At 69.5% G+C, this 14,985-nt stretch carries 10 protein-coding genes; 4 read left to right on the forward strand and 6 right to left on the reverse strand.

The annotated features are described in order from the left end of the window. Nucleotides 1-62 precede the first annotated feature (62 nt). The 6 genes from J0695_RS27090 to J0695_RS27115 form a co-directional block, all read right to left on the reverse strand. The gene (locus J0695_RS27090; protein ID WP_206966236.1) at nt 63-3,272 is read right to left on the reverse strand and encodes an alpha-L-rhamnosidase; all 3,210 of its coding nucleotides are present in this window, start codon (nt 3,270-3,272) and stop codon (nt 63-65) included. Nucleotides 3,273-3,468: 196 nt separating this feature from the next. Beyond that, nucleotides 3,469-4,497: a LacI family DNA-binding transcriptional regulator gene (locus J0695_RS27095; protein WP_206966238.1), complete on the reverse strand. Its 1,029-nt coding sequence runs from the start codon at nt 4,495-4,497 to the stop codon at nt 3,469-3,471. A 43-nt stretch (nt 4,498-4,540) separates the two neighbouring features. Further along, nucleotides 4,541-5,623 (reverse strand): rhamnose ABC transporter substrate-binding protein, encoded by a 1,083-nt coding sequence (rhaS, locus tag J0695_RS27100; protein WP_206966240.1) that lies wholly within the window; start codon nt 5,621-5,623, stop codon nt 4,541-4,543. Nucleotides 5,624-5,651: 28 nt separating this feature from the next. Then, the gene (locus J0695_RS27105; protein WP_206966242.1) at nt 5,652-6,644 is read right to left on the reverse strand and encodes an ABC transporter permease; all 993 of its coding nucleotides are present in this window, start codon (nt 6,642-6,644) and stop codon (nt 5,652-5,654) included. Then, nucleotides 6,637-7,677, reverse strand: coding sequence for an ABC transporter permease (locus tag J0695_RS27110; protein WP_206966244.1), 1,041 nt, complete (start codon nt 7,675-7,677; stop codon nt 6,637-6,639). Before J0695_RS27110 ends, J0695_RS27105 begins: the two co-directional genes overlap by 8 nt. Then, entirely contained in the window at nt 7,674-9,191 is a 1,518-nt protein-coding gene (locus J0695_RS27115; RefSeq protein WP_206966246.1) for a sugar ABC transporter ATP-binding protein, read from the reverse strand. Before J0695_RS27115 ends, J0695_RS27110 begins: the two co-directional genes overlap by 4 nt. Before the next feature lie 279 nt (nt 9,192-9,470). Between J0695_RS27115 and rhaI the strand changes: the two genes are divergently transcribed. The 4 genes from rhaI to J0695_RS27135 all read left to right on the forward strand — a co-directional run. Beyond that, nucleotides 9,471-10,631, forward strand: a complete 1,161-nt coding sequence (gene rhaI, locus J0695_RS27120) for an L-rhamnose isomerase (protein WP_206966248.1) — start codon at nt 9,471-9,473, stop codon at nt 10,629-10,631. A 51-nt stretch (nt 10,632-10,682) separates the two neighbouring features. After that, the gene (locus J0695_RS27125; protein WP_206966250.1) at nt 10,683-12,737 is read left to right on the forward strand and encodes a bifunctional aldolase/short-chain dehydrogenase; all 2,055 of its coding nucleotides are present in this window, start codon (nt 10,683-10,685) and stop codon (nt 12,735-12,737) included. Beyond that, the gene (locus J0695_RS27130; protein ID WP_206966252.1) at nt 12,734-14,206 is read left to right on the forward strand and encodes a rhamnulokinase; all 1,473 of its coding nucleotides are present in this window, start codon (nt 12,734-12,736) and stop codon (nt 14,204-14,206) included. Before J0695_RS27125 ends, J0695_RS27130 begins: the two co-directional genes overlap by 4 nt. Nucleotides 14,207-14,258: 52 nt before the next feature. Continuing rightward, nucleotides 14,259-14,985, forward strand: a 727-nt coding sequence (locus tag J0695_RS27135; RefSeq protein ID WP_206966254.1) for a (Fe-S)-binding protein, incomplete at its 3' end; no start/stop codon positions are given.

The following is a 14,985-nucleotide window of genomic DNA, read 5'->3' on the forward strand; positions in this document are numbered from 1 at the left end:
GGACAGCAAGCGGTGGTCCGCCCTCCGGCCCCTGGGTATCCGGAGGGCGGACCACCTGTCCGTCAGGCGGTGAAGCGGTGGGCTCCCGAGCCCACCTCGAACACGGCGCAGCCGTCCTCGGTCCGTACCGGCTCGGCCTGCGTGCCCTTCACCCGGTCAGGGCGGTCCGTGGGCACCCACACCTCGGCGGTGGTGTTGGGCGGCACGGTGCACTCCAGTACGAAACTGCCCGGCTTCTGCTGCCACTGGGTGGTCACGGGACCGTACAGGGAGGCGAACCTGGCGCTCGCGGAGGTGACCTGTCCGCCCGGACGGGGCCGGACGACGATCTGCCGGTAACCCTCCCGGCCGGCGGCGATCCCCGCGATGTTGGTGTACATCCACTCACCCACCGAGCCGTACGCGTAGTGGTTGAAGGAGTTCATCCCCGCGTCCTGGAAGGTGCCGTCGGGCTTGATGGAGTCCCAGCGCTCCCACATCGTCGTCGCGCCCTTGTCGATCTGGTAGCCCCAGCTCGGGAAGGTGCGCTGGTGGAGCAGCCGGTACGCGACATCGGTGTGGCCGGTGTCGGTGAGGACGGGCAGCAGCCGCGGGGTGCCGAGGAAGCCGGTCGACAGGTGCCAGTCCTTCGCCTCGATGAGGGCGACGAGACGGTCGGCGCCCGCCTTCCTGAGCGCGTCGGGCACCAGCTTCATGGAGAGCGCGAGGACGTACGCCGTCTGCGTGTCTCCCTTCACCCTGCCGTCGGCCGTGACGTACGCGTTCTGGAAGGCCGTGCGCACCCGGTCGAGGAGACCGGTGTACGGGGCGGCGTCCTCGCCGAGCGCCGTGGCCATCTGGGCCGCGAGGTCGGCGCTGTGCGCGAAATACGCCGTCGCGATGACGTCCTTGGGCGTCTCGTCCGAGACGTTGAGCCAGTCGCCGTACCCGCCGGCCGGCCGCAGCAGGCCGTCGCTGTTCTTCTCCAGGTAGCGCAGCCAGGCCTGGACCGACGGCCAGGCGTCGGCGATGACCTTCCTGTCGCCGTACGCCTGGTAGAGCGCCCAGGGGACGGTGACGCCCGCGTCGCCCCAGCCCGCGACGCCGTTGCCGACGGTGCCGACCATGGGGGCCACGTCGGTGAACGCGCCGTCCGCGGTCTGGCCGTCGCGCAGGTCGACCAGCCACTTGGTGAGGAAGCGGGCCGACTCCATCGTGTAGGAGGCGGTGGGCGCGAAGACGTTGATGTCGCCGGTCCAGCCGAGCCGCTCGTCGCGGGCGGGTGTGTCCGTCGGGACGGAGACGAAGTTGCCGCGCTGCCCCCAAGTGATGTTGCTGTGCAGCTTGTTGAGCATCGGGACGTTCGTCTCGAACTCGAACGTGAACGGCGCGGAGGTGTGCATGACCCGCCCCGTCACCGCTTTCGCCGTGGGGGTGCCGGGGAAGCCGGTCAGTTCGACGTAACGGAACCCGTGGGAGGTGAAGCGCGGTTCGTAGGTCTCCTCTCCCCCGCCCTTGAGCGTGTACGTGTCGGTCGCGGCGGCCGTGCGCAGGTTCGTGGTGTAGATCGTGCCGTCGGGGTTGAGAACCTCCGCGTGCCGCAGCCGTACGGAGTCCCCTGCCTTGCCCGTGACGCGGAGCCGCACCGAGCCGACCATGTTCTGCCCGAGGTCGAAGACGAAGACGCCCGGTGCGGGCTGGGTGATCTTCTGTACGGGAAGTTCCTTCGCGATCCGCACGGGCCCGTCCACCTGAGCGATGATTTCGCCGGGGACATCGTTGTCAGAGCCACGCACCGCGAGCCAGGACCGGTCGTCGAAGCCGGGTGAGGTCCACCCGGCCGTCTCCTTGCGCGCGTCGTAGTTCTCGCCGGACATCAGGTCGGCGGAGACGATCGGTCCCGATGTGGCACGCCAGTCGGTTCCCGAGGTGATGCGCTCGCTCGTACCGTCGGTGTAGTCGATCTCCAACTGCGCGAGGAGCGAAGGGCGTTCGCCGTACTGGTGCGGGCCGAACATGCCGACGTTGCCCGCATACCAGCCGGGAGCGACATAGGCACCCAGGGCGTTGGCGCCGGAGCGGAGCAGTCCGGTGACGTCGTAGGTCTGGTACTGCACGCGCTTGCGGTAGTCGGTCCAGCCGGGGGCGAGCTGGTCCCGCCCCACGCGGCGGCCGTTGATGTGGGTCTCGTACAGGCCGAGCGCTGTCGCGTACAGACGCGCCCTGGCGACCTTCTTGCGCGGCAGCCGGAATTCATGGCGCAGCTGGTTAGCCGCGAAGGAGGCCGCGACGAGGCGGCCCCACGGTCCGCCGCCCCAGGGGGCTGCCACCTTCGCCGCCGGCCAGGCGGTGTCGTCGAAGTCCTGATCGCGCCAGGCCGCGGAGGGCTCGGTGTCCGTCGACTTCCACGAGGCGTCGGTGAAGTACTTCTGCTCGCCGGCTGCCGTGGTGACGACCAGGGTGGCGATCAGACCCGCGGCGCCGACCGTGGCGTTGGTCGCCGATACGGCCAGGATGTTCTTGCCGGTGCGCAGTTGTGCGGCGACGTCGATGACGGCGGGCCGGCGCCAGCTGTCGTTGTCGGTCGCCAGGTCCGTGCGCGCGATCTCCGTGCCGTTGAGGTTGACGGTGTAGACGTTGTCCGCACTGATGGCGAGTACGGCCGCGGTGATCCCGGCCGGAAGGTCCAGGGCGTGGCGGAACCAGCGGGTGGCGGCGGGAGCACTGTTCGCCGGATCGCCCTCGGGGAACCAGATCCACGAACCGCCCTCCAGGGAGGGGGCGTCCGTGAGGACCGTGGGAGCGGATATCCACTCGGCGGTCCACTGGGACTGGTTCATCAGACCCGTCTCCCACCAGGTCGGCGTGCTCCATCCGGACACACCGCCTGCGGCGTCCCAGACGCGCACCGTCCAGAAGTAGCGGGTGCGCGGCTTGAGTTGAGGACCCGCGTACGGGACGAGTACGGAATCCGCGGAGACGACCTTGCCGCTGTCCCACACGTCCGGGTGCGAGAGGCCGGCGGCGGTCGACGCGACCCGCAGCTGATAGGCGCTCTGCAGCTGGCCCGGCGCGTCGGAGGCCATCGGCCAGCTCAGCCGCGGGTGGGCCGCGTCCAGCCCCAGAGGCTGCTGGACGTACTCCGCTGTCGGTGTGGTGAACCGCAGAGCGCTCGCGCCTTCGTGCTTCTCGGCAGCGGCGGATCCGGGTGCGGCGACGGCCTGTCCGGCTCCGGCGGCCACGGCGCCCACCGTGACCGCTGCGCCCGCCAGGATGTTCCTTCTACTGATCACAACGGCCCCTAGTGAGAGAAGGTGAATCGATTCACAGCGGTGAACGTAGGTGGCGCACGAGGCGTGCGTCAATGAGCGTGCGCGGAATTTCTCAAGTGCCGCCAGGCGACCAGCAGGTATGGCTGCGGCACACTCAACTCGGGTGCGACAGGCTTGAATTGAACCCTTTCAGTTCAATGACCCGCCGAGAGGGACTTCAGCGCGGTACGAGGCTGGAGCGGCGGACCACGAGTTCCGGCTTGAGGATGACCCTGCGGTGTTCGTGAGGCTGCCCGTCCCCGGTCTCGGTCTCGGTCTCCGCCAGCAGGAGTTCGGCGGCCAGGGCGCCCAGCGTGACGGCCGGCTGCCGTACAGAGGTGAGCGGGATGGCCGCGGCGGCCGCGAACTCGATGTCGTCATAACCGACGATCGCGAGCTCGCCGGGGACGTCCACTCCTGCCGCGAACATGGCCTGCAGGACTCCGAGGGCGAGCAGATCGTTGGCGCAGAACACCGCCGTCGGGCGTCTGGAAAGTCCCAGCAGCCGGGCTCCCGCGTCACGGCCGGAGGCGACGTCGAGGCGTTCGGTCGGCAGCTCCCGCAGCGCGTCGGGGCCGAGCCCCGCGGCGGAGAGCGCCTTGAGCGCACCCGTCCTGCGGTCCCTGACCTGGTTGAGGCTCGGCGGCCCGCTCACGTACGCGAGGGAGCGGTGGCCGGCGTCGACGAGATGCCGTACGGCCAGCGCACCGCCCAGCACGTCGTCGACCGAGACCGAGCACTCGGTGGTGTCGTCGGAAACCCGGTCGACCAGCACGAACGGGATGCCGTGGCGGCGGAACGCCTCGATGTTGCGCCCGGTCGCGTCGGCGGGCGTCAGCAGTACGCCGCGTACCCGCTGCTCCGCGAAGTGCGCGAGGTACTCGGCCTCCTCGTCCGCGCTCTGCGCGCTGTTGCAGACCATCACACCGAGCCCGGCCTCCCGCGCGGCGCGCTCCGCGCCGCGCGCCACGTCCACGAAGAACGGGTTGCCCATGTCGAGGACGAGCAGGCCCATGATCCGGCTGTGCCCGGCCCGCAGCTGGCGCGCCGACTCGCTGCGGACGTAGCCGAGCCGGTCGATGGCGGACAGCACACGGGCGCGGGTCCTGGCGGCGACCGCCTCCGGCCGGTTGATGACGTTCGAGACCGTGCCGACGGACACTCCGGCCGCGCGGGCGACGTCCTTGATACCCACCGACTGGGCCATCGGGCGAGAACCTCCAGGGAGACGGTGGGGCAAGGCGGGCGGATCAGAAATTGAACTGGTCGATGTTCTTCGCGTTGAAGACGGTCGGCTTGCCGAGGTTGATCACGCCGTCCTTGCCGATGGTGAAGCTGCCCATGGCGCCGGCCTTGAAGGACTCGCCCTCCTTGCCGGTGATCTGCCCCGAGGACAGTGCGACGGCCGTACGCGCGGCCAGCTCGCCCAGCTTCGCCGGGTCCCACAGCTCGAACGCCTCGACGGTGCCGTTCTTGACGTACTTGCGCATGTCGTTCGGGGTGCCGAGGCCGGTCAGCTTGACCTTGCCCTTGTACTTCGAACCCGACAGGTACTGCGCGGCGGCCTTGATGCCGACGGTGGTCGGAGAGATGATCCCGGCCAGCTTCGGGTGCTCCTGGAGGAGGCCCTGGGTCTGCTGGAAGGACTGCTGGGCGTCGTCGTTGCCGTACGCGACCTTCACCAGCTTGATGTTCTTGTACTTCGGGTCCTTCAGCTCCTCCTTCATGAAGTCGATCCAGGCGTTCTGGTTCGTCGCGGTCTGTGCGGCGGAGAGGATCGCGATCTCGCCCTTGTAGCCGATCTGTTCGGCGAGGAGCTGCACCTCGGTGCGGCCCAGGTCCTCGGAACTGGCCTGCGAGACGAAGGCGTTGCGGCAGTCGGTCTTGGTGTCGGAGTCGTAGGTGACGACCTTGATCTTGTTCTTCATCGCCTGCTTGAGCGCGGTGCACAGGGCGCCGGGATCCTGGGCGGAGACGGCCATCGCGTCGACCTGCTGCTGGGTCAGGGTGTTGACGTAACTGACCTGCCCGCTGGTGTCGGTGGCGGTGCTGGGACCGGTCTCCTTGTAGCTGGAGCCCAGCTCCTTGAGCGCCTTCTCGCCGCCCTTGTCGGCCGAGGTGAAGTACGGGTTGTTGACCTGCTTGGGCAGGAAGCCGACGGTCAGACCCTTCTTGGTGGCCGCGCCCGGGTCGGCCTTACCTGCGGCGGCACCCGAGCCGCCCGTGTCCTTGGCGTCGTCCTTGGTGGTGCCGCCGCAGGCGGTGACGGCCAGGGCGAGCGAGGTGGCGGCGGCGAGAGCCGCGCAGGCACGGCGGATCGATGACTTGCTCATGACGAAGGTCCTTTACGGAGGAGAGGGGTTACGAGGTCGGGGTGGAGGCGGCCGGCCGGCCCGCCCGTGCGACGGAGATCTGCCGTGCGACCCGCGGGCCGAGCACGGAGACGACGAGCAGAACGCCGGTGACGACGATCTGCGACTGAGCGGAGACGTTCAGCAGGCTCATCACGTTCTGCGCCGCGCCGAGCAGGAAGACTCCCGCGATCGCGCCGCCGAGGGTGCCCTTGCCGCCGTCGAAGTCGATGCCTCCGAGGAGTACGGCGGCCACGACGGAGAGTTCGAGACCGGTGGCGTTGTCGTAACGGGCGCTCGCGTAGTGCAGCGCCCAGAAGATGCCGGTGAGCGAGGCCATGAAGCCGGTGGCGACGAACAGCAGCAGCTTCTGCCGCTTGACCCGGATGCCGGCGAACCGCGCGGCCTCCTCGTTCGCGCCTACGGCGAAGAGCGAGCGACCGAACGGGGTGGCGTGCAGCACCACCGCGGCGATCACGAGCAGCACCAGGAAGGGCAGGAACGCCCGCGGGAGGAAGGTGTCGCCGATGCTCCCGGCCGCGAAGTCCTGGTACTGGGTGGGGAAGTCGGTGACCGCGTCCGAGCCGAGCACGATCTGCGCGATGCCGCGGTAGGCGGCGAGGGTCCCGATGGTGACGGCGAGGGACGGCAGTCCCAGCCGGGTCACGAGCAGGCCGTTGACAAGACCGCAGACCACACCGAGCAGCAGGCACAGCGGGATGATCGTCTCGATCGCCATGCCCTGGTTCCACAGGGCGCCCATCACCGATCCCGAGAGTCCGGCCGTGGAGGCGACCGACAGGTCGATCTCGCCGGCGACCACGAGCAGGGTCATCGGCAGGGCGATGAGCGCGATCGGCAGCGTGTTGCCGATCAGGAAGGAGAGGTTGAGCGCATTGCCGAAGCCGTCCACGAAACCGAAGGACATCAGGAGGAGGACGAGGAGGAGCGCGCCGACGACCGTGTCCCAGCGGATGGCGCGTGCGAGGGGCGAGTCAGCCATGGCGAGCGTTCCTCTTCTTCAGGGCTGCGGCCACGCGCAGGGCGACGATCCGGTCGACCGCGATGGCGAGGATGAGCAGGATGCCGTTGATGGCGAGCACCCACACGGAGCTGACGCCGAGTGCGGGCAGCACACTGTTGATGGAGGTGAGCAGCAGCGCGCCGAGCGCGGCGCCGTAGACGCTGCCCGAGCCGCCGGTGAAGACGACACCGCCGACCACGACCGCGCTGACGACGGTCAGTTCGTAACCGGTGCCGGTGCCCGAGTCGACGTTGCCGAACCGGGCGAGGTAGAGCGCGCCCGCGAGCCCGGCGAGGCCTCCGCAGAAGATGTACGCGGCGAGGATCCGCTTGCGTACGGGGATCCCGGCGAGGCCCGCCGCCTCGGGGTTGGAGCCGAGCGCGTACAGCTCGCGTCCGCTGCCGAACTGCTTGAGGTAGTACGCGGTCGCCACCAGCACCGCCAGTGCGATCAACGCCAGGTACGGCACGGCCGAGATGCCGCCGGAACCGAAGTCCACGAAGCCGCCCGGGAGGTCGGCCGCGGTGATCTGCCGTGAGCCGACCCAGATCGAGTCGACGCCCCGGATGATGTAGAGCATGCCGAGCGTGACGACGAGCGCGGGGACCTGGCCGAGGCTGACGAGGAGGCCGTTCAGGAGGCCGCAGCCGACGCCGAGCAGAACGGCGAGGGCAATGGCCACGACGGGGTTTCCGCCGCCCTGGAGGTAGGTGCCTGCCGCGAAGGCGCTGATGCCCATCGTCGAGCCGACGGACAGATCGACGTTACGGGTGATCACGACCAGCGACTGGCCGGTGGCGACGAGCACCAGGATGGTCGCGTTGAGCAGCAGGTCCTTGATGCCCTGTTCGGACAGGAACTCGCTGTTGCCCATCTGGGTGATGACGATCATCACCAGGAAGACGGCCAGGATGGCGAGTTCGCGCATCTTGAAGACGCGGTCGACCAGCCGGGTGCCGCTCGACTTGGGCACCTCGGCGGCGGGGACTGGATTGGGTGCGGTCACCGTCATGCGGCGGCCCTCCCGGTGGCTGCGGCCATCACTGCTTCCTCGGTGGCTTCGGAACGCGGTATCTCGGCGGTGATCCGGCCCTCGTGCATGACCAGCACGCGGTCGGCCATACCGAGGATCTCGGGGAGGTCGGAGGAGATCATCAGTACGGCCACTCCGTCGGCGGCCAGCTCGCTGAGGAGCCGGTGGACTTCGGCCTTGGTGCCGACGTCGATGCCACGGGTCGGCTCGTCGACGATCAGCACCTTGGGGCCTGTGGCGAGCCACTTGGCGAGGACGACCTTCTGCTGGTTGCCGCCGGAGAGCGTGGAGACGGCGTCGGCGATCCGTGCGTACTTCACCTGAAGCTTGACGGCCCAGTCCAGGGAGCGGCTGCGCTCGGCGTCCCGGTCCACGAGTCCGCCCTTCACGGTCGTACGCAGTCCGGTGAGCCCGATGTTGCGCTCGATGGACATGCCCATCACCAGGCCCTGGGCGCGCCGGTCCTCGGGGACGAGGGCGAGCCCTGCGGCCATCGCGAGGGAGGGAGCGCCGTTGGCGAGGGTCCGCCCGTCGACCTCCACTTCGCCGGCGTCCCGGCGGTCGATGCCGAAGACGGCCCTGGCGACCTCGGTGCGTCCTGCACCGACGAGACCGGCGAGACCGACGATCTCGCCCCGGCGGACGTCGAAGGAGATGTCGGTGAAGACGCCCTCGCGGGTCAGCCGCCGTACGCTCAGGGCCACCTCACCGGCCCGGACGTCCTGCTTGGGATAGAGCTCGTCGAGGTCGCGGCCGACCATCCGGCGCACGAGGTCGTCCTCGGTCATGCCGTCGAGGGGCTCGCTGGAGATCAGGGCTCCGTCGCGCAGGGTCGTGACGCGCCGGCAGATCTGGAAGATCTCCTCCAGGCGGTGCGAGATGAACAGCACAGCGGCGCCCTGGTCGCGCAGCGCTCGTACGACACCGAACAGGCGCGCCACCTCGCTGCCGGTCAGGGCGGCGGTCGGCTCGTCCATGATCAGGACGCGGGCGTCGAAGGAGAGCGCCTTGGCGATCTCGACGATCTGCTGGTCGGCGATGGACAGGCCGCGGGCCGGACGGTCGGGGTCGAGTTCGACGCCGAGGCGCTGCATCAGGGCCAGGGTCGCGGTGTGCGCGGCCCGGTGGTCGATGCGGCCGAGGGAGCGGCGGGGCTGACGCCCCATGAAGATGTTCTCGGTGATGGAGAGGTCGGGGAAGAGCGTGGGCTCCTGGTAGATCACGGCGATGCCCGCGTCCCGGGCGTCGGCCGGACCGTGGAAGACGGTCGGCTCGCCGTCGAGCAGCAGCTGCCCGGCATCGGGACGGTGGACTCCGGCAAGTGCCTTGATGAGGGTCGACTTGCCCGCACCGTTCTCGCCTGCCAGGGCGTGCACCTCGCCGGGGAACAGCTCCAGGGAGACATCCCGAAGGGCGCGTACGGCGCCGAAGGACTTCGAGATGTCCTTGAGCGCCAGGACGGGGGCCGGATCCGTGTCGGACCGGTGGTTCATGAGGACTCCTCAGCGACGCGGCGGGTAGCCCTCACTGCGCCGTGAAAGGTTTCAACTGGGTTGCCGGGACGTTATTCATGACAACGGTGTCGCGTCAACGGGTGCCGGTCGAAATTCTTCACAGTCAGAGGTCACAACAGGGTCACGGCGAAGTGTCGTTGCATGAAGGGTTGACAGGCCCAAGGCAAGCCTTTACGTTCCGACTTGAATCGTTTCACAAAAAGGGTTCAACCAGCGGTTCAGCCAGCCCGTTCAGCCCGATGCCGTAGGAGCGCCACAGTGTCCGACCTCTCCGCAGTGAAGGCCGCCCTCAAGAACCAGGCCGTCGAGACGCCGTCATGGGCGTACGGGAACTCGGGGACGCGCTTCAAGGTCTTCGCGCAGGCCGGGGTGCCCCGTACCCCCTTCGAGAAGCTGGACGACGCGGCCACCGTGCACGAGTTCACCGGCGTGACGCCGGCCGTCTCGCTGCACATCCCGTGGGACAGGGTGGAGGACTACGCCGCACTGGCCGGGTACGCCGGGGAGCGGGGCCTGCGCCTGGGCGCCGTCAACTCCAACACCTTCCAGGACGACGACTACGCACTCGGCAGCATCTGCCACCCCGAGGCCTCGGTACGCCGCAAGGCCGTCGCCCATCTGCTCGAATGCGTCGACATCCTGGACGCGACGGGGTCCAGGAACCTCAAGCTGTGGTTCGCCGACGGCACGAACTATCCCGGCCAGGACGACATCCGTGAGCGCCAGGACCGCCTGGCCGAGGCGCTGCAGACCGTCTACGCGCGGCTGGGCGACGACCAGCGGATGCTGCTCGAGTACAAGTTCTTCGAGCCCGCCTTCTACGCCACCGACGTGCCCGACTGGGGCACCGCGTACGCGCACTGCCTCAAGCTCGGCCCCAAGGCGCAGGTCGTGGTCGACACCGGCCACCACGCACCCGGCACCAACATCGAGTTCATCGTCGCGACCCTGCTGCGCGAAGAAAAGCTCGGCGCCTTCGACTTCAACTCGCGCTTCTACGCGGACGACGACCTGATGGCCGGCGCGGCCGACCCCTTCCAGCTGTTCAGGATCATGTACGAGGTGGTGCGCGGCGGCGGATTGACGGCGGACGTGGCGTTCATGCTCGACCAGTGCCACAACATCGAGGCCAAGATCCCGGCGATCATCCGCTCGGTGATGAACGTCCAGGAGGCCACGGCGAAGGCGTTGCTCGTCGACCGCGACGCCCTCACGGCCGCCCAGCGCTCCGGCGATGTGCTCGGCGCCAACGCGGTCCTCATGGACGCGTACAACACCGATGTCCGTCCGCTGCTCGCCGAGGTACGCACCGAACTCGGCCTGGACCCGGACCCGGTCTCCGCGTACCACCGCTCAGGACGCGCGGCGAAGACCGCGGCGGAGCGCGTCGGCGGACAGCAGGCCGGCTGGGGCGCCTGAGCCCCCGCACCAGCCCCGTAACGGACACCCCACTCACCACCAAGGACACCCATGCCTTCCCCTCTCCCCCCTCTGCACCCCGAAGCGGCCGCACTGCTGACCCGCTCGCACCGCCTGGGCGCCGACCCGCGCAACACCAACTACGCGGGCGGCAACACGTCGGCCAAGGGCACCGCGGCCGACCCGGCAACGGGCGGCGATGTCGAGTTGATGTGGGTCAAGGGCTCCGGCGGCGACCTCGGCACGCTCAGGCCCGAAGGGCTCGCCGCCCTGCGCCTGGACCGGCTCCACGCGCTCAAGGACGTGTACCGGGGGGTGGAGCACGAGGACGAGATGGTCGCCGCTTTCGACTACTGCCTGCACGGCAGGGGCGGCGCGGCCCCCTCCATCGACACGGCGATGCACGGTCTGGTCGACGCGGCACACGTGGACCACCTCCACCCCGACTCCGGCATCGCCATCGCCTGCGCCGCGGACGGCGAGAAGCTGACCGCCGAGTGCTTCGGCGATTCGGTCGTCTGGGTGCCGTGGCGCCGTCCCGGCTTCCAGCTCGGCCTGGACATCGCCGCCGTCAAGGAGGCCAACCCGCAGGCCGTCGGCTGTGTACTCGGCGGGCACGGCATCACCGCGTGGGGCGCGACCTCGGCGGAGTGCGAGGCCAACGCGCTGCACATCATCCGCACCGCCGAGGCCTTCCTGGCCGAGCGCGGCAGGCCCGAGCCCTTCGGTCCCGTACTGGCGGGATACGAGCCCCTGCCCGAGGCCGAGCGCCGAGAGCGGGCCGCCGCACTCGCCCCTCACATCAGGGCCATCGCCTCCCAGGACAGGCCGCAGGCCGGGCACTTCAACGACGCGGACGAGGTCCTCGACTTCACCTCTCGTGCCGAGCACCCGCGCCTGGCGGCCCTCGGCACGTCATGCCCGGACCACTTCCTCCGTACGAAGGTGCGGCCGCTCGTCCTCGACCTTCCGCCGGACGCGGAGATCGACGTGGCGATCGCCCGGCTGAAGGAGCTGCACGCCGAGTACCGCGAGGAGTACGCGGCCTACTACCGGCGGCACGCCGACGGCGACTCCCCCGCGATGCGTGGTGCGGACCCGGCGGTCGTCCTCGTGCCGGGGATCGGCATGTTCAGCTTCGGCAAGGACAAGCAGACCGCGCGCGTGGCCGGCGAGTTCTACGTCAACGCGATCAACGTGATGCGCGGCGCCGAGGCGGTTTCGTCGTACACGCCCATCGAGGAGAGCGAGAAGTTCCGCATCGAGTACTGGGCGCTCGAGGAGGCGAAGCTCCAGCGGATGCCGAAGCCGAAGCCCCTGGCCACGCGGGTGGCCCTGGTGACGGGCGCGGGCAGCGGAATCGGCAAGGCGATCGCGCACCGGCTGGCCGCCGAGGGCGCATGTGTGATCGTCGCCGACCTCAACGCCGCGAACGCCGAGGCGGTCGCGGCGGATCTTGGCGGCCCGGACACCGCTGTCGCCGTCACGGTCGACGTGACCTCCGAGGAGCAGATCGCTGCCGCATTCAAGGCGGCCTCGCTCGCCTTCGGCGGCGTGGACCTGGTGGTCAACAACGCGGGCATCTCCATCTCCAAGCCGCTCCTGGAGACGACCGCCAAGGACTGGGACCTCCAGCACGACATCATGGCGCGCGGCTCCTTCCTGGTCTCCCGCGAAGCGGCCCGGATCATGATCGCGCAGGGCCTGGGCGGCGACATCGTCTACATCGCGTCCAAGAACGCCGTCTTCGCCGGCCCCAACAACATCGCGTACTCCGCCACCAAGGCCGACCAGGCCCACCAAGTACGGCTCCTCGCAGCCGAGTTGGGCGAGCACGGCATTCGCGTCAACGGCATCAATCCGGACGGCGTGGTGCGCGGTTCGGGCATTTTCGCCGCCGGCTGGGGAGCCAAGCGGGCAGCCGTGTACGGCGTCGAGGAGGAAAAACTCGGCGAGTTCTACGCCCAGCGCACCCTCCTCAAGCGCGAGGTGCTCCCGGAGCATGTGGCGAACGCGGTCTTCGCGCTCACCGGCGGCGACCTGACGCACACCACCGGCCTGCACATCCCGGTCGACGCGGGCGTCGCGGCGGCATTCCTGCGATGAGCGAGCACCTCACGACCTTCGCCGCGGTCGACCTCGGGGCGTCCAGCGGACGCGTCATGGTCGGCCGCGTCGGCCGGGACACCCTCGAACTCACCGAGGCCCACCGCTTCCCCAACCGGCCTGTTCACCTGCCCGAGGGCCTGCGCTGGGACATCCTCTCGCTGTACGCGGGCATCCTCGACGGACTGCGGGCCGCGGGCGCCACGACCGACGGACACCTGGCCTCCATCGGCGTGGACAGCTGGGCTGTGGACTACGGCCTACTGGACGCCGACGGGGCTCTGCTCGGCAACCCCGTCCACTACCGGGACAGCCGTACCGACGGCGCGGCGGAGAAGGTGTGGTCGTCCGTCCCTGCCGACCGCCTGTACGCGGCGACGGGGATCCAGTACGCCCCGTTCAACACGCTCTACCAGCTCACTGCCGCTCACGGCACGCCCCAACTGGCAGCGGCAAAACGTCTGTTGCTGATACCGGACCTGCTCACGTACTGGCTGACAGGTGAGGTGGGGACCGAGCTCACCAACGCCTCGACCACCCAGCTCATCGACCCGCGCACCGGCGGCTGGGCGCACTCCCTGGCCGACGGACTCGGTATCGACCTCGGCCTCTTCGGGCCGCTGCGCCGCCCCGGCGACCCGTCCGGGATCCTGCTTCCCTCCGTACTGGAGGCAACGGAACTGACCGGTCCCGTCCCGGTCACGACGGTCGCCTCGCACGACACGGCGTCGGCCGTGGCCGCCGTCCCCGCGGCGCGCGGCGAGCGGTTCGCGTACATCTGCACGGGTACCTGGTCGCTCGCCGGCCTTGAGCTCGACGCGCCAGTGCTGACCGAGGACAGCCGGGCCGCGAACTTCACCAACGAGCTGGGCATCGACGGCACCGTCCGCTATCTGCGCAACATCATGGGCCTGTGGCTGCTGCAGGAGTGCGTACGGGACTGGGGCGATCCGGACGTGACCGAGCTCCTGCACCGGGCGGCCGCGGTCCCGGGGCTCAGGTCCGTGGTGGACGCCTCGGATCCCGCGTTCCTCGCACCGGGTGGGATGGAGCGGCGCATCGCCGCCGCGTGCCGTGCCACCGGTCAGCCGGTACCCGCGACACCTGCGGAGACCACGCGCTGCATCCTGGACTCCCTGGCGCTCGCCCACCGAGCCGCGATCGAGGACGCACAGCGGCTCGCCGGACGCACCGTGGACACCGTGCACATGGTGGGCGGCGGCGCCCGTAACGCGCTGCTGTGCCAACTGACCGCCGACGCCTGCGGACTTCCGGTGGTGGCCGGCCCGGCGGAGGCATCGGCTCTCGGCAATGTCCTGGTGCAGGCGCGCGCTCAGGGGCTGATGGGCGACCGCTCCGACATGCGCGCCCTTGTGTCCCGTACTCAGCCGCTGGTCCGGTACGAACCGCGGGGCGGCCGGGCCGAACGGGCCGACTGGGACGCCGCAGCGGCACGCATCGCAGCGTGATGACGGGTGCGAACCGACCTACCTCTTCTCTGATCGATACCAAGGAGCCGCGATGCGAGTCGCACTGTTCCTCACATGTGTGAATGACGCGCTCTATCCGGACACCGGGCGCGCCGTGGTGAAACTGCTGGAAAGGCTGGGCGTCGACGTCGAATTCCCGATGGGCCAGACGTGCTGCGGCCAGGCCCACTACAACACCGGCTACCGCCGCCAGGCCGAGCCGCTGGCCAGACGGTTCGCCGAGGTCTTCGGGGAGTACGACGCGATCGTGACCCCCTCGGGGTCGTGCGGGACGATGGTCCGCGAGCTCTACCCGCGCATGGGCGCGCGGGCCCGGGCGGAGGGGCGCGGCGACTCGCTGGCACAGGCGGTGGCCCCCGTGGTGCCGAAGACGTACGAGTTGACGGAGTTCCTGGTGGACGTGTTGGGGGTGACCGATGTCGGTGCGTACTTCCCGCGCACTGTCACCTACCACCCCACCTGCCACGGGCTGCGCGGCCTGGGCCTCGGCGACCGCCCGCGTCGACTCCTCGAGTCAGTCAGAGGACTTGAGCTGAGGGAGTTGCCGGGGGCGGAGGAGTGCTGCGGGTTCGGTGGGACCTTTGCCGTCAAGAACGCGGACGTCTCGGTGGCGATGGGTGAGGACAAGATCCGCAACGCCGCATCGACCGGAGCCGATGTGCTGTGCGCGGCGGACAACTCCTGCCTGATGCACATCGGCGGCACCATGAGCCGGTTGAAGGTCGGTATGCGGCCGGTGCATTTGGCGGAGATTTTGG

It is taken from the genome of Streptomyces beijiangensis, assembly GCF_017315755.1.
GTDB lineage: Bacteria > Actinomycetota > Actinomycetes > Streptomycetales > Streptomycetaceae > Streptomyces > Streptomyces beijiangensis.